This window comes from Alteribacillus persepolensis, assembly GCF_900099605.1.
GTDB classification, from domain to species: Bacteria; Bacillota; Bacilli; order Bacillales; family Marinococcaceae; genus Alteribacillus; species Alteribacillus persepolensis.
In genome coordinates, this window is record NZ_FNDK01000022.1 from 39,010 (window position 1) to 57,847 (window position 18,838).

Annotated in this window: 19 protein-coding genes and 1 rRNA gene; all 20 read left to right on the forward strand. The window is 42.0% G+C overall.

The genetic code is table 11. The features are described 5' to 3' along the window. The first annotated feature begins 43 nt into the window (after positions 1 to 43). A complete protein-coding gene (locus tag BLT18_RS14335; RefSeq protein WP_091275461.1) occupies positions 44 to 787 on the forward strand; it encodes a vWA domain-containing protein in 744 nt (247 codons plus the stop codon). Further along, positions 759 to 1,766, forward strand: coding sequence for a protein kinase domain-containing protein (locus BLT18_RS14340; protein WP_091275462.1), 1,008 nt, complete (start codon positions 759 to 761; stop codon positions 1,764 to 1,766). Before BLT18_RS14335 ends, BLT18_RS14340 begins: the two co-directional genes overlap by 29 nt. An 18-nt stretch (positions 1,767 to 1,784) precedes the next feature. Then, a complete protein-coding gene (locus BLT18_RS14345; RefSeq protein WP_091275465.1) occupies positions 1,785 to 2,546 on the forward strand; it encodes a threonine/serine exporter family protein in 762 nt (253 codons plus the stop codon). A gap of 22 nt (positions 2,547 to 2,568) precedes the next feature. Continuing rightward, the gene (locus BLT18_RS14350) at positions 2,569 to 3,012 is read left to right on the forward strand and encodes a threonine/serine exporter family protein (protein WP_091275467.1); all 444 of its coding nucleotides are present in this window, start codon (positions 2,569 to 2,571) and stop codon (positions 3,010 to 3,012) included. Beyond that, positions 2,996 to 4,426 carry a tRNA lysidine(34) synthetase TilS gene (gene tilS / locus BLT18_RS14355; RefSeq protein ID WP_091275469.1) on the forward strand — a complete coding sequence of 477 codons (1,431 nt, stop codon included), beginning with the start codon at positions 2,996 to 2,998 and terminating at the stop codon, positions 4,424 to 4,426. The genes BLT18_RS14350 and tilS overlap by 17 nt, the downstream gene beginning before the upstream one ends. 99 nt (positions 4,427 to 4,525) lie before the next feature. Then, positions 4,526 to 5,068: a hypoxanthine phosphoribosyltransferase gene (gene hpt / locus BLT18_RS14360; RefSeq protein WP_175487525.1), complete on the forward strand. Its 543-nt coding sequence runs from the start codon at positions 4,526 to 4,528 to the stop codon at positions 5,066 to 5,068. 67 nt (positions 5,069 to 5,135) lie between these two features. Continuing rightward, positions 5,136 to 7,214 (forward strand): ATP-dependent zinc metalloprotease FtsH, encoded by a 2,079-nt coding sequence (ftsH, locus tag BLT18_RS14365; RefSeq protein WP_091275474.1) that lies wholly within the window; start codon positions 5,136 to 5,138, stop codon positions 7,212 to 7,214. Between the two features lie 94 nt (positions 7,215 to 7,308). After that, positions 7,309 to 8,091, forward strand: a complete 783-nt coding sequence (locus BLT18_RS14370) for a type III pantothenate kinase (RefSeq protein WP_091275476.1) — start codon at positions 7,309 to 7,311, stop codon at positions 8,089 to 8,091. A gap of 6 nt (positions 8,092 to 8,097) precedes the next feature. After that, positions 8,098 to 8,994, forward strand: a complete 897-nt coding sequence (gene hslO / locus BLT18_RS14375; protein WP_091275479.1) for an Hsp33 family molecular chaperone HslO — start codon at positions 8,098 to 8,100, stop codon at positions 8,992 to 8,994. Between the two features lie 97 nt (positions 8,995 to 9,091). Continuing rightward, positions 9,092 to 10,018 carry a cysteine synthase A gene (cysK, locus tag BLT18_RS14380; RefSeq protein ID WP_091275482.1) on the forward strand — a complete coding sequence of 309 codons (927 nt, stop codon included), beginning with the start codon at positions 9,092 to 9,094 and terminating at the stop codon, positions 10,016 to 10,018. Between the two features lie 159 nt (positions 10,019 to 10,177). Further along, positions 10,178 to 11,659 carry an anthranilate synthase component I family protein gene (locus BLT18_RS14385; RefSeq protein ID WP_091275486.1) on the forward strand — a complete coding sequence of 494 codons (1,482 nt, stop codon included), beginning with the start codon at positions 10,178 to 10,180 and terminating at the stop codon, positions 11,657 to 11,659. Next, positions 11,656 to 12,243: an aminodeoxychorismate/anthranilate synthase component II gene (gene pabA / locus BLT18_RS14390; protein WP_091275489.1), complete on the forward strand. Its 588-nt coding sequence runs from the start codon at positions 11,656 to 11,658 to the stop codon at positions 12,241 to 12,243. The genes BLT18_RS14385 and pabA overlap by 4 nt, the downstream gene beginning before the upstream one ends. Before the next feature lie 3 nt (positions 12,244 to 12,246). Further along, positions 12,247 to 13,122: an aminodeoxychorismate lyase gene (gene pabC / locus BLT18_RS14395; protein WP_091275492.1), complete on the forward strand. Its 876-nt coding sequence runs from the start codon at positions 12,247 to 12,249 to the stop codon at positions 13,120 to 13,122. Between the two features lie 2 nt (positions 13,123 to 13,124). Then, on the forward strand, positions 13,125 to 13,967 hold the full coding sequence (gene folP, locus BLT18_RS14400) for a dihydropteroate synthase (protein WP_091275494.1): 843 nt from the start codon (positions 13,125 to 13,127) through the stop codon (positions 13,965 to 13,967). Then, positions 13,960 to 14,322: a dihydroneopterin aldolase gene (gene folB, locus BLT18_RS14405; RefSeq protein WP_175487526.1), complete on the forward strand. Its 363-nt coding sequence runs from the start codon at positions 13,960 to 13,962 to the stop codon at positions 14,320 to 14,322. The genes folP and folB overlap by 8 nt, the downstream gene beginning before the upstream one ends. Then, a complete protein-coding gene (folK, locus tag BLT18_RS14410; RefSeq protein WP_091275499.1) occupies positions 14,319 to 14,852 on the forward strand; it encodes a 2-amino-4-hydroxy-6-hydroxymethyldihydropteridine diphosphokinase in 534 nt (177 codons plus the stop codon). Before folB ends, folK begins: the two co-directional genes overlap by 4 nt. After that, positions 14,804 to 15,007, forward strand: a complete 204-nt coding sequence (locus tag BLT18_RS14415; RefSeq protein ID WP_091275501.1) for a helix-turn-helix domain-containing protein — start codon at positions 14,804 to 14,806, stop codon at positions 15,005 to 15,007. The genes folK and BLT18_RS14415 overlap by 49 nt, the downstream gene beginning before the upstream one ends. 19 nt (positions 15,008 to 15,026) lie before the next feature. Next, positions 15,027 to 16,028 carry a tRNA dihydrouridine synthase DusB gene (gene dusB / locus BLT18_RS14420; RefSeq protein ID WP_091275504.1) on the forward strand — a complete coding sequence of 334 codons (1,002 nt, stop codon included), beginning with the start codon at positions 15,027 to 15,029 and terminating at the stop codon, positions 16,026 to 16,028. Between the two features lie 100 nt (positions 16,029 to 16,128). After that, positions 16,129 to 17,622, forward strand: a complete 1,494-nt coding sequence (lysS, locus tag BLT18_RS14425; protein ID WP_091275507.1) for a lysine--tRNA ligase — start codon at positions 16,129 to 16,131, stop codon at positions 17,620 to 17,622. 963 nt (positions 17,623 to 18,585) lie between these two features. Then, positions 18,586 to 18,838: ribosomal RNA gene (locus BLT18_RS14430) — 16S ribosomal RNA — on the forward strand; the annotation flags it as partial.

Sequence of the window (18,838 nt, forward strand, 5' to 3'; positions counted from 1 at the left end):
GTCAAAAATGAAAATAATACCATTTTTGGGAGGGTGCTGACGTATGAGTGGAGGAAAGATACGGCAAATTTTATTATTAACGGACGGGTGTTCCAATCAAGGAGAAGATCCGGCTAGTGTAGCGGCTTTTGCAAAAGAAAAAGGAATTACGGTCAATGTAATAGGCATATTAGAACAAGGGTCACAACGCGAACATGGCATGCGGGAAGTGGAAGACATTGCGATGGCTGGGGGAGGTGTTAGCCAAGTAGTTTACGCCAATCAGCTGTCTCAGACAGTGCAGATGGTGACAAGGCAAGCTATGACTCAAACACTGCACGGTGTGGTTCATAATGAACTGCGTCATATTCTTGGGAATGACCAGGAAATGGAAGACTTACCGCCGGACAAGCGGGGAGAAGTGATGGAGGTGGTAGATGAACTTGGTGAAAGTGTGAGTTTGGATGTGTTGATATTAGTGGATACAAGCGCAAGCATGAAACCAAAATTTCCAATGGTGCAAGAAGCGTTGACAGATTTGTCTATTAGTTTAAATTCCCGGTCTGGAGAAAACTATTTTTCATTGTTTGTATTTCCTGGGAAAAGAAAAGAAGTGGAAAAAATATTGAATTGGACTCCGCAGATGAACAGTTTAACAAATACGTTTAATCGTTTAACGACAGGTGGCGTCACGCCGACTGGACCTGCCTTAAAAGCTGCGCTGTACCATGTTGAAAAACGCAAGGACAGAAGAAGTTTGATTGAATATGGAGAGGAAGATGGTTCAATTGAAGAGTCAGGCTTCTAATCTAGTTCCAGGTACAAAGTGGCTTGGTAAATGGAACAAGAATCCTTATCGAGTGATTCGAAAATTGGGGAATGGTGCAACAGGGTCGGTCTATCTAGTAGAAACGAGAACGGGACAGGCTGCGGTGAAAATTGGTGAAAATAAAATGTCTTTAACGTCGGAAATTAATGTATTAAGACATTTCTCTACAGTAAAAGGAAACGTACTTGGCCCTGCGCTAAGGGACGTGGATGATATAGAAATTAAGGGGGAGACATTCCCTTTTTTTTGTATGGAATATTTAAAAGGGCATTCTTTATCGAATTTTACGAAACAAAAAGGGATGGAGTGGACACCCATTTTAATGGTTCAACTGCTGGGAGATTTGGATCGTTTACACCAAGCAGGCTGGGTGTTTGGTGACTTAAAGCCTGAGAATTTAATTGTAACAGGACCTCCAGCTAGAATCAGGTGGTTTGATGTAGGGGGGACAACTAAATTAGGGCGCTCTGTAAAGGAATATACAGAATTCTATGACAGGGGTTATTGGGGACTGGGTGACCGAAAGGCTGAACCTGGTTACGACTTGTTTTCGCTGGCAATGATTTTTATTGAAACGGCTTATGGAAAACGTTTTAATAAGCCATATGAAAAGGAAAATAGTTTAGCATTTTTAAATAAACAAATTGCCTCCATGCCTTCGCTAGCACCGTATAGAAAGGTGTTATTGGCAGCATTAAAAGGAAGCTACGCAGGAGCACAGGAGATGAAAAAAGATGTCATGGTGGCGATTGAAACACGTTCTGTAAAATCGTCGCATTCTGTAAAGTCAGGGGCGCGTCAAAAGAGGAAGCCTGTACAACCTGCGAAAAAACAAAAAAATAAGCAGCGAAAGTATTATAACAAGGACAATTCTGTTTCATATCGGGTGGAGGTTATGTTAACAGCCTCTTTCCTCTTCTTGTCATCTATTTTATACTTTATGGGACAATGGATGTAAGATGAGCTGGAGGGAGCTATGGAAAAAGCAGAACAAATCATGGAAGGCTGTCTGCTTGGCGGCAAGTTAATGCTGCGTTATGGAGCCGAAACGTATCGAGTAGAGGATACGATGACGCGAATGTCAAGATCTGCTGGTATGCAAGAAGTCAGCAGTTTTGTCACAACAACTGGTATTTTCCTTGCCTTTCGCACAAAAGAAGGGCAGGAGTTGATGCAGATGATTCGTGTGCGTGAGAGATTTCAAGATTTAAGCAAAGTCACTTCCGTAAACCAAGTGTCTAGGGAGTTCACACATGGTGAGTTAACGATAGAGGAAACGATTCAACGGTTAAAGGATATTGAACATGCACCGATGAACTATCCATTATGGCTTATATATCTAGCATCAGGGATTGGAGGAGCAGCTTTTTCCTATTTAATGGGAGGGAGTGCATTTGATGTGCTGCCAGCTTTCATCGGTGGTTTAATTACAACAGTATCGCTTGTACTTTATCAGGCATACCTGAAAGTGAAATTTTTTTCTGAATTTTTGGCTGCTTTTACAGGCAGTATTGCAGCTGTGTTAATGGTATATTCCGGTTTTGGAATCAATGTTGATCAAGTCATTATAGGTGCACTCATTCCATTAGTCCCAGGCATTCCGTTAACGAACTCGGTACGGGATTTAATGTCTGGAGACTTGGTAGCTGGTGTGGCTCGGGGAGCGGAAGCGGGGGTTTCGTCTTTATCCATTGCAGCCGGTGTAGCTGTTTCGCTTTCGATTCTTTATATAACATAAATTATTCGGAGTGAGTGCCTGTATGTGGTTGGAATTAATTTTTTGTTTTATAGCAACGATAGCATTTGGAATCATTTTTAATATTCCCCTGCGCCTCGTATGGTGGGGTGGTCTTATTGGGATGACAGCGTGGTTTATTTATAGCAGCCTGCCCTATTTTGGATGGAGCAGTGTGTTTGCAGCAGCAGCAGCAGCGTTTACTGCAGCATTTTTATCACATTTGCTGGCTCGTTTTCGTCGCGTGCCAGTAACGACATTTACGATTCCGGGTATTATCCCATTGGTGCCGGGCGGCAGAGCTTATTCGACGATGCTTGCTTTTGTAGAAGAGGATTATTATAACGGTTTGCAGCTTGGAGTCGAGACGGTGTTACAAGCTGGGGCAATTGCTGCAGGTTTAGTATTTGCATTGTCTATTTTTTCAATAGGTAAAGGAGTAGGCCAGCGTTATGAAACAAATCGTTGAGCAATGGATACAAGATAGAGGATTAATGCAAGAAGAGCAGAAAGTATTAGCAGCTGTTTCTGGTGGACCTGATTCTATGGCACTTTTACACATTCTATTAGAGTTGCAAAATGAAGGGAAAGTAAAAGTGATGGCTGCTCATGTAAATCATGGTTTGCGAGAAGAAACAGCACAGAAAGATGAATCTTTTGTACATACATGGTGTGAAGAGCATGGGGTGCCTTGCTTCAGCCGAAGTGTGTCAGTGCGTGAGGCAATGAAAGAGGAAGGAGGAGGTGTACAAGAGCAGGCACGTCGTTTGCGCTATGCATATTTTAAGGAAATCATGAGCAAACATAATATAGGAATTTTAGCTACAGGACACCATGCAGATGATCAAGTAGAAACGATGTTAATGAAGCAGGTGTCGGGAAGAAGTGTTTTAGGTGATGCAGGTATAGCGGCATCAAGGCCTTTTGGAAGCGGACGTTTGATTAGACCTTTACTTCCTGTTACAAAAGAAGATATTTATGCATACTGTCGTGAGCACAATATTTCGTTTCGCGTAGACGAAAGCAACACGTCTGATAAATATGCAAGAAATCGCTTCAGAAAACAGGTCCTTCCATTTTTGAAACAAGAGAACAACTTAGTACATCAACATTTCCAAGAGTATTTTGATTGGCAAAGGGAAGAAAGGGCATATATTGAGCATGAAGCAGAGAAGAATTTAAAGCATGTTATTATCGCAGAGAATGACGATTTTTTGACGATTTCTCGAGAAGCTTGGCTAGCGCTCCCGCTCCCTTTACAAAGAAGGAGTATTCATCTAATATTAAAGTATCTTTGTTTAGGTAACGTCCGAGAAATTTCGACTCTACATATAAAGCAGCTCATTCACTTACTAAACAAAACTCACCCCTCCTTTTCCCTAGACTGGCCGGGAGGGGTGAAGGTGTCTCGGTCATACAACCACGTCACGTTTACGGTCAAAAGTCGAAGCCGCGGTAAAACAGATATCACAGATGAGCACATTGTTTTGTCATTAGGGCAGGAAATTACATATCAACGTGCCGTTTTTTTGGCAGAACGGATGCAGTTTGCTTCCGATATGACAAGCTGCGCGGATAAATTGGTGCTAAGAGAAGACAAAGACTTGTTTCCATTAACGGTGCGTCCACGAATAAGTGGAGATAAAATACAGCTTTTAGGAATGAACGGGACAAAAAAAGTGAATCGTATCTTTATAGACGAAAAAATCCCCCGCGATCAACGCGATCAATGGCCAGTCGTGACAGATGCAAAAGGAGAGGTGCTTTGGATACCATACTTGAGGAAATCAGCGCGACATGTCCAACACCCGGAACCGCACGCCCATTATATTCTTCTCACATGTAAAGGCAACATGGGGGGCAGTTTAAAAAAATATGTATGAGGTGAAATGTTGAAAGTTGGCATGGTAAGATAGAGAAATGTAGAAAAATAACTTAATACAGCAGATTGAACCAATGCTTGGGAGGGTATAGGAATCCAGATGCATGATGAAATTGAAAAAGTACTAATTAGTGAAGAAGAATTACAAGCAAAGATTCACGAAATAGGTCAAGATATTACGAAAGAGTATGATGGGCGTTTTCCGCTTATTATCGGTGTGTTAAAAGGTGCGCTTCCTTTTATGGCGGATGTTACAAAACGAATTGATACACACATTGAGATTGATTTTATGGATGTGTCCAGCTATGGCAATAGTATGGTTTCATCCGGTGAGGTAAAAATTATTAAAGATTTGGATACAACGGTAGAAGGCAGAGATGTCATTATACTTGAAGACATTATAGACAGCGGCAATACCTTGAGTTATTTAGTTAGTCTTATTAAACACAGAGGGGCTAATTCATTAAAAATTATTACGCTGCTAGACAAGCCTGATGGACGGAATGTTGATTTAATTCCAGATGTTGCTGGTTTTACCGTACCTGATGAGTTTGTTGTAGGATATGGGCTCGATTATGCAGAAAAGTACCGTAACCTCCCTTATATAGGTATATTAAAGCCTGAAGTCTACAAGGGGTCTTGATTGTGAGAAATAATACAAATGTGGTACTATTATTGCAGTTGTCAATGCCCGTGGGAGGAGGTCAGGAATGAACCGAATTTTTCGGAATACCGTATTTTATTTGCTTTTGTTTCTTGTCATTATAGGTATCATTAGTTTCTTGAGCAATGACCAAACAGAAACTGATGAAATGACAACAAACGAATTCTTTACCAAACTAGAAAATAACGAAATAAGCTCTGTTACACTGCAGCCAGAAGGTGAAGTGTACTTAGTTACAGGGCAGGAGGTAGGCGATGAGGAAGGCGAGAACTTCCAGACTTATGTCCCTATATCAGAAGAGAATACACAAACGTTAATGACCGCACAAGGTCCTGAAGGAGGTTCATTAGTTTTAGAAACAGAACCTGCAGAAGAACCTAGTGCATGGGTGACATTCTTTACCTCAATTATTCCGTTTGTTATTATTTTCATCTTGTTCTTCTTCTTGTTAAGCCAAGCACAAGGCGGCGGAAGTCGTGTTATGAACTTTGGAAAAAGCAAAGCGAAGCTGTATCAAGAAGACAAAAAGAAAGCGCGCTTCAAGGATGTCGCAGGTGCTGAAGAAGAGAAACAAGAATTGATTGAAGTTGTCGATTTCCTTAAAGACCCGCGTAAGTTTGCAAACATAGGTGCAAGAATTCCAAAAGGGGTTTTGTTAGTCGGACCGCCGGGTACAGGTAAAACGTTAATTGCACGAGCTGTAGCCGGAGAAGCGGGAGTTCCGTTTTTCTCCATCAGTGGTTCAGACTTTGTGGAAATGTTTGTTGGTGTTGGTGCTTCCCGTGTTCGTGATTTGTTTGAAAATGCGAAGAAAAATGCGCCATGTATTATCTTTATAGACGAAATTGATGCCGTTGGTAGACAGCGTGGTGCCGGAGTTGGCGGCGGCCACGACGAAAGAGAGCAAACGTTGAACCAGCTCTTAGTCGAAATGGATGGGTTTAGTGCGAATGAAGGAATTATTATTATCGCAGCTACGAACCGCTCCGACGTGCTCGATCCAGCATTGCTTCGTCCAGGACGTTTTGACCGACAGATTATGGTAGGTCGTCCAGATGTGAAAGGCCGTAATGAAATTCTGCACGTGCATGCTAGAAACAAGCCATTGGCTGATGATGTAGACCTTCAAGCCATTGCGCAGCGAACACCTGGTTTTTCTGGTGCAGATTTAGAAAACCTGTTAAATGAAGCGGCGCTCATTGCTGCACGAGCCGATATGAAAAAGATTCGCATGACTCATGTCGAAGAGGCCATTGACCGCGTTATTGCAGGGCCAGCGAAGAAAAGCCGTGTTATCTCTGAGAAAGAGAAAAACATTGTTGCCCACCACGAAGCTGGCCATACCGTAGTAGGGGTTAAATTGCAAAATGCAGATATGGTGCATAAAGTGACGATTGTTCCTCGTGGGCAAGCTGGCGGTTATGCTGTTATGCTCCCTAAAGAAGACCGCTACTTTATGACAAAACCAGAGCTTCTTGATAAAATTGTCGGGTTGTTAGGCGGGCGTGTCGCAGAAGAAGTCATGTTTAATGAAGTAAGCACAGGTGCGCATAATGACTTTCAGCGTGCAACAGATATTGCGCGTAAAATGGTGACAGAATATGGAATGAGTGAAAAGTTAGGCCCGCTTCAATTTGGTTCAAGTTCAGGTGGACAAGTATTTTTAGGCCGTGATATCCAAAACGAACCAAATTACAGTGATGCCATTGCTCATGAGATTGATAAAGAAGTGCAGCGGATTATTAAAGAATCATACGACAAATGTAAGCAGATTCTAACAGAACACAAAGATAAGCTCGAACTTGTTGCACAAACATTGCTAGAGTTAGAAACGCTGGATGCCCAGCAAATTGAATCACTTGTTGAAGACGGCAAACTGCCGGAAGATCATCATTTGAATATAAGTGATGACGAGGTAGGTGCATCTAAGTCGGGTGACAGTGAGCAAAATGATGATGTGAAAGTGAACATTCAGTCTAAAACGAATGCTGACGAAAGTGAAGAAACAGCGGATACAGAAACGGCTCAACAGGGAACTGATGCAACTAAGAGCAAACCTGACCCTGAAACGCTGGGTAATAATAATCCTCCTGCTTCTGATGATGATGACAGCAATCGTAAATAAGACGTGTGAATGCTGCTTGATAAAAAGGGGTGCCTTGTCGAGGCATCCCTTTTTCTACGGCATGTTCAATCTGTTTTAAAAGTGGGGATGGAACGTGGTACTTGTTATAGATGTAGGAAACTCGACGATTATTTTCGGCCTGTATGATAAACATGAGCTGGTGTCGTATTGGCGCTTAAAAACAGACCAAAATAAAACAGAGGACGAATATGGTTTACAACTTTTACAGCTTCTTTCGACCAAATCTGCTGCTGCTGAACACATCGAAGGAATTATTATTTCCTCTGTGGTTCCACCGGTGGTCGATACACTTGAACGTATGTGCAAACAGTATATAAATATCGATCCGAAAGTAATCGGCCCTGGTATAAAAACAGGATTAAACATTCGCTATGACAACCCAAGAGAAGTTGGAGCAGATCGAATTGTTAATGCGGTTGCAGCGATAAGAGAACACCACGGACCACTTATTGTTGTAGATGTGGGTACCGCAACAACGTTTTGCTATATTGATGAAAAGAATAATTACATCGGGGGAGTGATAGCTCCTGGAATGAATGTTGCAACGGACGCCTTGTATCAAAAGGCCTCCAAACTCCCCCGTATTGAAGCAGGAAAACCTGGAAAAGTAATAGGAAAAAACACAACACATGCTATCCAGTCAGGTGTGTATTACGGCTATGCTGCGCAAGTGGATGGTGTTGTATGTAGAATGAAAAAAGAAATACGTCAAGACCCGTTTGTGATTGCTACTGGAGGACTGGCCGGTCGTATTGTTGATATTTTGACCACCATTGATCACATAGACCCTTATTTAACTTTAAAAGGACTGCATTATATCTATACAATGAATAGACATGAAACGAAGAAAGGATGAAGGGATATGGAAGACTACCTTATAAAAACCACTGCATTTGACGGCCGTGTACGTGCTTATGCAGTCAGAACGACGAATATGGTAGATGAAGCTGTACGTCGCCATCAGGCACTGCCAACCGCAGCTGCTGCTCTTGGGCGTGCTATGACTGCAGGGTCAATGATGGGGGCGATGCTAAAAGGTGATGATAAGCTGACCATTAAGATAGAAGGAAGAGGTCCAATGGGCCCCATTATTATTGACAGTCAATCTAACGGAAACACGCGAGGATATGCTCATCATTTACAAGTTCATTTTGATTTGAATCAGCAAGGCAAATTGGATGTTGCAAGAGCGGTAGGAACAGACGGAACATTGTCTGTTGTCAAAGACCTCGGCATGAAAGAACATTTCACAGGGAGTGTGCCAATCGTATCCGGGGAATTAGGAGAAGACTTCACATATTATTTTGTCTCCTCTGAACAAGTCCCGTCTTCTGTAGGTCTAGGGGTGCTCGTAAATCCAGATAACTCTATTTTGGCAGCAGGCGGCTTCATTATACAACTACTTCCAGGTGCTGATGATGAGATTGCTACCAGGCTCGAGCAACAAATTAATAATATGCCGCCAGTCTCTAAGCTTATTGAAAAAGGAAAAACGCCGGAAGAAATGCTTCATGTTCTTTTCGGTGAGGATTTTCAATTGTTGGATAAACATCCGGTTGCTTTTTCATGTCACTGTTCAAAAGAGCGCGTGGAAAATGCCCTTATCTCTTTAGGGACAGATGAGTTGCAAGATATGATTGAAAAAGATAAAGGTGCAGAGACACAGTGTCATTTTTGCAATGAAAAATATCATTTTTCTGAAGAGGATTTAAAGGAACTTCAACAGCGTGCATGGAATATAGAAAACGATGTCGAATAATAGTCATGTACATTGTTTGACACGATTTTAAAAGGCTGGTACTATAATAGCAACAAAACCAATGAAATTACTTGGTATTAACGAGGGGGAACGACGTATGAAAGTGGCAAACAACATTACAGAAATTATTGGAAATACACCGCTTGTGAAATTGAACCGCCTAACAGGTGAAAATGACGCAGATGTATATTTGAAATTGGAATTTATGAACCCAGGAAGCAGTGTTAAAGATCGTATTGCTCTTGCAATGATTGAGGCTGCAGAAAGAGACGGTAATCTCAAACCTGGTGATACAATTATTGAGCCAACAAGTGGCAACACAGGGATTGGCCTTGCAATGGTTGCAGCGGCCAAAGGGTATAGAGCAATATTAGTGATGCCGGATACAATGAGCATGGAGCGCCGTAATCTGTTAAAAGCATATGGTGCCGAGCTAGTCTTAACACCAGGTCCGGATGGAATGGGCGGTGCTATTAGTAAAGCAAACGCATTAGCGAAAGAAAATGGTTACTTCGTGCCACAGCAATTTGAAAACGAAGCAAATCCTGAAATTCATCGCGAAACAACAGGACGTGAGCTGTTAGAACAGGTGGATGGACAAATAGATGCATTTGTATCTGGAATTGGTACGGGTGGTACGATCACAGGTGCCGGGAAGTTATTAAAGGAAAACTTCCCTAATGTGAAAATTATCGCGCTTGAACCAGAAGATTCCCCGGTGTTGAGCGGTGGTAATAAAGGCCCTCACAAAATTCAAGGAATTGGTGCCGGATTTGTTCCAGACATTTTAGATACGGATGTGTATGATGAAATTGTTACAGCGACAACGGAACAGTCGTTTGAATATGCGAGACGTGCAGCAAGAGAAGAGGGTATTTTAGGCGGTATTTCATCTGGAGCAGCTATTTACGCTGCCTTGGAAGAGGCGAAAAAGCTGGGTAAAGGTAAAAAAGTAGTTGCTGTTATTCCAAGTAACGGCGAACGTTACTTAAGTACCCCTCTTTATCAATTTGACGAAAAGTAAAACGAAAGCAGAGCATGTTAAGATGACCCCCGAAAGCTGGACCAATAATCCAGCGTTCGGGGGTCATTTCATGCAGCTCTGCTTTTTGGTTTTTTAGTGATGAACAGCCAAATTCGTGGTAGGATAAAGTTTAACAAGAAGTGTAATGAGGAGAGAATGATGTTAAAGGAACTAGCACCACTACCCGACCCCTTTAAAAAGCACGTTGTGACAGCAGATTCTTTTTGTTATCCAGAGGATAAATTTTTTAAGGCTTATCAGGCGTTAAGCCAAAAGCGTGCCTATCACATTTTACTAGAAAGTGGCCAAAGCGGACGTTACAGCATTGCTGGTTTCACACCTTTTGCTGTACTAAGAGGAAAAAACAACCGGTTATTTGTGAAAACACAGGAAGAAGAGACACACATATACGGCGATCCGTTACAAGCGATGAAAGAATGGCTTTCTCCCTATAAAGTAGTAACACAACCTGATTTGCCAGATTTTCAAACCGGGGTTATCGGCTTTCTCAGCTATGACTACATCCGTTATATTGAAGAGATGCCTTTTGCGGCGAGCGATGACTTAGAAACAGATGATTTATATTTTTTAGCTTTTCAAGAAGTATTTGTCTATGATCACCTGGAAAAAAGGCTGTGGATTGTTGTACATAGTGACGACGAGGAACAAGTTGGAACTGCTATCAATCGATGGAAGCACGCATGGGAATTTCCGCCAGTGTTTTCGTGGGACGAACAAATAACAAAACGTGGTACATGCGTCTCTCGGGGAGGTAATGATACCGCCAGCTTCACAGAAGAAACTTTTTCAAAAGCAGTCAATAAGGTGCAAGACTATATTCGAGCAGGAGACGTGTTTCAAGTCAACCTGTCTGTTCGGCAAAAAAGACCATTAAAGACGCCGCCGCTGCATGTTTACGAAAAACTAAGAACATTGAATCCTTCGCCGTACATGGGATATATGCACACACCTGATTTACAAGTAGTAAGTGCCTCGCCAGAACTGTTAATAAAAAAAAGAGGAAATAAAGCTTCGACAAGGCCAATTGCCGGCACTCGAGCGCGTGGTACTACCGAAACAGAAGATATTGCGCTGGAAAGAGAATTAATCGGTACGGAAAAAGAGCGGGCAGAACACGTAATGCTTGTTGATTTGGAACGAAATGATTTAGGTAAAGTATGTATGTATGGTTCTGTGAGCGTAGATGAATTAATGGTAATTGAACGATACTCTCATGTTATGCATATTGTCTCCAATGTAAAAGGAAAATTGTTCGCTGACGTGGATGAATATGATATGATAAAAGCAGCTTTTCCAGGTGGGACAATTACAGGAGCACCAAAAATTCGAACAATGGAAATTATTGAAGAATTAGAGCCTGTGCGCCGAGGTATATACACGGGGTCGGTCGGATGGCTGGGTTTTAACGGGGATTTAGAGTTAAATATTGCTATTCGCACAATGGTGGTGAAAGAAGATACTGCTTACGTGCAGGCCGGAGCTGGGATTGTCATTGATTCGAATCCGCAAGCGGAGTATCAAGAATCGTTGAAAAAAGCACGAGCTCTCTGGAAAGCCCAAGAGATTAGTGAAGAAGAGTTAGTTCAGAAGCACAGCCGAGCAGAGGAGGAAAAAGCATGATTTTAATGATTGATAACTATGACTCGTTTACGTACAACCTTGTTCAATATCTTGGAGAAATGGGAGAAGAATTGGTTGTTCGAAGAAACGATAAAATAACTATCCGGGAAATAGAGGAATTAGCTCCTGATTTCTTGATGATTTCGCCAGGCCCATGCACTCCAGATGAGGCAGGTATTAGCGTGGAAGCAATACGTTACTTTGCAGGTTCTATACCGATATTTGGTGTTTGTTTAGGACACCAGTCTATTGCACAAGCATTTGGTGGAAAGGTTGTGCGTGCAGAAGAACTCATGCATGGCAAAACATCAGATATTACACACGATGAAACGAGTATTTATCAAGGCTTGTCTAACCCATTTACTGCTACTCGTTACCATTCGTTAATTGTAGAAAAAGAAACACTTCCCGATTGTTTTACGGTCACGTCTTGGACAGAGAGCAGGGAAATCATGGGGATACGCCATCAAACATTTCCTATCGAAGGGGTTCAATTCCATCCAGAATCGATTATGACCGGAAGTGGAAAACAACTTCTGAGAAATTTTATTGAAACGTATCGTGGAGCTAAACAGGGAGTTTGAGTCATGTATATTTATATAAATGGTGATATTAAAGAGGCGGGCTCAGCTCGTCTTTCTGTTTTTGAACATGGTTTTATGTATGGCCTTGGTTTGTTTGAAACATTTCGTATTTATAACGGCCACCCTTTTTTACTTGATGATCATTTTTTTCGGTTAGAACGCGGGTTGTCCGTGATGGGAATAGATTGGGTGTATCATCGGGAAAACGTACAACAACAATTAAATGAATTGCTGGCAGCCAACAAATTAAAACATGCATATGTACGTTACAATGTTTCTGCTGGCGAGGGAGAACTGGGCTTGACTACGGCCCCTTATAAAAATTCGAACACAATCATTTATATGAAGCCTTTGCCTGATCCGGCTACATCGTTGGAACAAGCGAAAAACGGGAAGCTATTGACGGTGCGAAGAAATTCACCCGAATCAGAAGAGAGGCTCAAATCCCACCATTACCTTAATAACATATTAGGTAAAAGAGAAACAGGGGCCGACCAGTCAGTAGAAGGCTTGTATTTAAATGAAAAAGGGTATTTGACAGAAGGTGTTGTTTCCAATCTTTTTTGGGTAAAAGGAACAACCATTTATACGCCAGCTGTAGAAACAGGGATTTTAAATGGAATTACTCGGGCGTTTATCATAAATTTAGCCAAAAAACTTTCTTTTTACGTAAGAGAAGGACAATTTAAAATAAAGATGTTATACGACGCAGACGAAGCGTTCGTCACCAATTCCATTCAAGAAATCGTACGTTTAAACGCTGTGGATGATCATTATTTTACAGCAGGCCATTCGGTCGTTGATAAACTGCAGCAAGAATATAAACGTTATCGTGAACAATTATGGTCTATATCGGAAATGAAAAGAAAGGAAGATTAATCATGAGTAATACACAAATTTCTTGGGGAAAATGGACAATGGATTTTTCAGAAAAGACCTATCTCATGGGTATTCTAAATGTAACCCCAGACTCCTTTTCAGATGGCGGCCGCTTTAATGAGCTGTCAAAAGCGGTAGAACGTGCACAAGAAATGGTGGAGCAAGGCGCTGATATTATTGATATTGGAGGGGAATCCACAAGGCCGGGGTATACGAAAGTGGAAATCGAACAAGAATGCAGCCGGGTGGTTCCGGTGATTGAAGCGGTTGCTAGTCAAGTCGATGTACCGATTTCAATTGATACGTATAAAGCAGAAACAGCTAGACAAGCACTAAAGGCTGGTGCTTCCATTATTAATGATATTTGGGGAGCAAAAGGCGACCCCGAAATGGCGGAGGTAGCAGCACAGTATGATGTGCCGATTATCGTGATGCATAACCGCGACAATACAGATTATCAGGACTTGATAGCAGACATTATCGCCGATGTAAGAGAAAGCATTGATATTTGTAAACAAGCAGGGGTGAAAGATAATCGCATTATCTTGGATCCTGGTGTTGGTTTTGCTAAAACGTATCATCAAAACCTCGAAGTAATGAGACGTCTTGAGGAATTTACAGAACTTGGCTATCCAGTACTTTTAGGAACGTCTCGTAAGTCCATTATTGCACAGACCCTTAACCTTCCAGCTAATGAAAGAGTCGAAGGGACAGGAGCGACGGTGAGCCTCGGTATAGAAAAAGGCAGTGATATCGTTCGGGTTCACGATGTTCTAGAAATGAGCCGAACAGTGAAAATGATGGATGCTATGCTTGGAAAAGGAAAGGTGGAAACCGTTGGATAAAATATACTTAAAAGGGATGGAGTTTTATGGTTATCACGGTGTGTTTTCAGAGGAAAATACACTAGGCCAACCTTTTATTGTTGATTTAACAATGAAAGCTAATTTAAAACCAGCTGCAAAAGATGATGATTTGGAAAAGAGTGTGAATTATGCCGACGCATATCAAGCTGTCAAAAAAGCAGTCGAAGAAAACACATTTGATTTAGTAGAAACAGTAGCCGAAACGATAGCGGAAATCATTTTAAATACATTTTCTATCGTTTATGAAGCGACGGTGTTTGTAAAGAAACCTACCCCTCCTATTGCCGGTCATTATGAATACGTAGGAATAGAAATTACACGGAGCCGGTCATGAACAACTGTGTTTATTTAGCCCTTGGCTCAAATATGGGGGATCGGGCGCATTACTTAAAGCAAGCTGTGCATCAATTACACGAACAGACAAGCATACAAGTAACAAAACTGTCATCAATTTATGAAACGGCCCCCGTCGGTGTAACAGAACAACCATCATTCTTGAATATGGCCGCAGCGTTAAAGACAAGCTTGTCTCCAGAGCAGTTATTGTTAACCACTCAGTGGATAGAAAGAGAATTAGACCGGGTAAGGATAAAACGATGGGGACCTCGTACGATAGACCTTGACATTTTACTCTTCAATGATGAAAATATTAGAATGGACGATTTATATATTCCTCATCCGAGAATGGCAGAAAGAGCCTTTGTTTTGATTCCTTTAAATGAAATAGCGGAAGGTGTCAAAGAACCGATAACACATAGAAGCATTCATGACCTTGTTCAAGATTTATCCAATAAAGAAAAAGAAGGTGTGCGTTTATGGAGGAAATGCTCTGGGCCAGCCGGATTCGAGCTTTTCGAAAGTTAAAGGGCCACACACAGGAAAGTCTTGCTGAAAAAATGGGGATATCCGTTTCCATTCTTGGTCAGGTTGAACGAGGCAGCCGCGTTCCGGATGAACAATTTATAGACGAAGTGGTAGAAGCGCTAGGCGTTACGAAAGAAGAATTGCGTTCTGGCTAAATGTATTGGAGGTGGAAATATGTTGCAAATTGATAATATTAAAATGAAAAACCAAGTGGTACTTGCACCGATGGCAGGTGTTTGTAATCCAGCTTTTCGTCTCATTGCCAAAGAGTTCGGGACAGGACTTGTTTGTGCTGAAATGGTTAGCGATAAAGCCATTTTAAATAAAAACGAGAAGTCATTGCAGATGCTTTATGTGGACGAGAGGGAAAAGCCTTTAAGTTTGCAAATATTCGGCGGGGACAAAGAAACATTAGCTGGAGCCGCACAAGTGGTCGACCAGCAGACAAATGCTGATATCATCGACATTAACATGGGATGTCCCGTGCCGAAAATCACAAAATGTGATGCCGGTGCTAAGTGGTTGCTAGACCCGGATAAAATTTATGAAATGGTAAAAGTAGCGGTTCGTGCCGTTGACAAGCCTGTTACCGTTAAAATGAGAATGGGCTGGGACGAAGACAATATTTTAGCAGTGGAAAATGCACAGGCTATCGAAGCTGCTGGCGGAAAAGCAGTGTCCGTCCATGGACGGACACGTGTACAAATGTATGAAGGAACCGCCAATTGGGATATATTGAAAGAAGTAAAAAATGCTGTAGATATACCGGTTATTGGTAATGGCGATGTAAAGACACCACAAGATGCAAAGAGAATGCTGGACACGACGGGTGTGGACGGTGTAATGATCGGAAGAGCTGCACTTGGAAACCCTTGGATGCTCTACCGCACTATCCATTACCTCGAAACTGGGGAGTTAGCTCCGGACCCATCCCCGCATGAAAAAATTGATGTTTGCATGATTCATATGGACCGGTTAATTGATCTTAAAGGAGAAAATGTAGCTGTTCGAGAAATGCGCAAGCATGCTGCGTGGTATCTAAAAGGGCTTAGGGGCAACAAGAGAGTACGTGATCAAATTAATCAGCTTCACACAAGAGATGAAGTTGCTGCTGCATTGTATAACTTTGTCGATGAGTTAGAGGCAGCGGAACATGCAAAAGCGTCGGCAGTGTAATTCACCTTGATAATGCAAACAACGGGACTGCCCCTTTTCAGGTGTAAGGGACAGTCCTTTTCCATGAATCTATTGGCTAAAAACGAAGGAGTGGATAGTCTTGAGTCAAGAGCAAGAACATAATGACCAAATAGAAGTGCGAAGAGAAAAACTGTTAGCGTTACAAGAAGAAGGGAAAGACCCTTTCGGAAAAAGGTTTGAACGTTCTCATACAGCAGCTCTTGTAACAGAAGAGTTTGATGAATTTACAAAGGAAGAATTGCAGGAAAAGGAAACCAATATTTCTATTGCAGGACGAGTCATGACAAAGCGTGGAAAAGGAAAAGCAGGCTTTGCTCATATTCAGGATTTAAGCGGACAAATACAAATCTATGTACGTAAAGACCAGGTGGGTGAAGAAGCCTATGAATTATTCCAACGCACCGATATTGGTGATTTTGTTGGGATAAAAGGAACAGCTTTTAAAACAAAAGTAGGAGAGCTGTCTGTAAAGGCATCTGAATTTGAGCTGTTATCAAAATCACTTCGCCCGCTTCCAGACAAATTTCACGGTTTAAAGGATGTAGAACAACGATACCGTCAACGTTACTTAGATTTAATTGTTAATCCAGAGGTACGCGATACTTTTGTTGTTCGAAGCAAGATTCTACAATCGATGCGCCGGTACTTAGATCGTGAAGGGTATTTAGAAGTAGAAACGCCAATGCTGCATACTATTCCAGGCGGAGCAGCAGCCCGCCCGTTTATTACCCATCACAACGCACTTGACATGGAGCTTTATATGCGCATTGCCATCGAGCTTCATTTAAAACGGCTAATTGTTGGCGGTTTGGAAAAAGTGTATGAAATCGGGCGTGTATTTCGTAATGAGGGAATTTCTACAAGGCACAATCCGGAATTTACCATGATGGAGTTATATGCTGCCTACGGTGATTATGAAGATATCATGGTGTTAACAGAAAACTTAATTGCTCACATAGCTCAAGAAGTATTAGGCACTACTACTATTACGTATGGCGGGGAAGAAGTGGAACTTCAACCTTCTTGGCGCCGTGTACACATGGTAGATGCGGTGAAAGAAGAGACAGGTGTAGACTTTTGGCAAGAAATGACAGATGAACAAGCCCGGGCACTAGCTAAAGAACATCAAGTACCAGTGAAAGAAACGATGACATTTGGTCATGTTGTTAATGAGTTCTTTGAACATTTTGTAGAAGAGAAGCTAGTACAGCCAACATTTGTGTATGGTCATCCTGTTGCAATTTCCCCGCTGGCAAAGAAGAATGCAAATGACCCGCGCTTTACAGACCGCTTTGAACTTTTTATCGTTGGCCGGGAACATGCAAATGCGTTTACGGAGTTAAATGATCCTATCGACCAGCGGCAGCGCTTCGAGGCACAAGTACAAGAAAGAGAGCAGGGAGATGAGGAAGCTCATATGATGGATACAGACTATCTGGAAGCGATGGAGTATGGTCTCCCTCCAACAGGCGGGTTGGGAATTGGAATCGATCGGCTCGTTATGCTCTTGACCAATTCTGCATCGATTCGGGATGTATTATTGTTTCCTCAGATGCGTAAGCAGCAGGTATAAAAAGTTGGCGGCTCGTTATATAGCGAGCCGCTTTTTGCATTTTAGAAATGTATACCTTAACAAGTAGAATTCTTCTGATAGAGATGGAAAAAAATAAAGAATGATATCTTTTGATCCTATAGAGTTTGTGGAGGTTATTAGTGTCCTTCCTTCTTTCTGGCTGACCTGCTTGTGCAGGCAATACTTCCGTTCATCAGGAAAACATCTCCTCCTGGATTTTCAACTGCTGCTTTTCCCACAGGCACTTCCCTCTCCTGACTGCCATCAACCAGGGCGTAGACAGCAAAGTCCATCATACATTCGCACTCTGTGTTAGAATTATTTTTTATGCCTGCTCAAGCGCCGAGAGGCACGCGATATGGGTTTGTTCATCATTGGCTGCAGGACATGTCAGTTTTTGTGTAGCAAACAGAGTAATGTGGTGGCTTCTGCGTGCAGAACTGGATGTTCGCGAATGTAGCTGAGCTCTTTCTTTCAGGATACTAGCCAAGTATTCTTCAGTCTTTGGCTGAGTAACGAAAAACATGCATCTGAGAGAAGATATATGAATGAGACAACAGGGGGAGGTTCATTTCTTTTTCCATTTTTATGAGAAAATTAAATTTTATCTCTGGCGTTTAAAGGGTAATATCTGTATAATAAGTAACCGTGTCACCAATTCAAAGTAAAATATACGCTTTACCATAAATAAGATTTTAAATTAATTTCTTTTTAGGGGTTGCACAAAGCTTATTATGGTGATATATTATTATTTGTCGCCGAAAGGACAGCAAGCAAACGCTGGCTAGGCGAAAAAAACAAAACAAAAAGTTGTTGACATCGAAATTTAAAGGTGTTAACATATAAAAGTCGCCAATTAAGGCGGCGAGCAGTTGTCCTTTGAAAATTGAATGAAAGTCAAGCGTCTGTTAATTTCTTTATACAAGAAGCAACAGCCTGTATTAAACACTTTATGATGTATTTTTCATGGAGAGTTTGATCCTGGCTCAGGACGAACGCTGGCGGCGTGCCTAATACATGCAAGTCGAGCGCGGGAAGCAGTCTGATCCCTTCGGGGTGACGATTGTGGAACGAGCGGCGGACGGGTGAGTAACACGTGGGCAACCTGCCTTGCAGACTGGGATAACCTCGGGAAACCGGGGCTAATACCGGATAACCAATCTCATCGCATGGAGAGATTGTAAAAGTAGGGATTATCCTTACACTGCAAGATGGG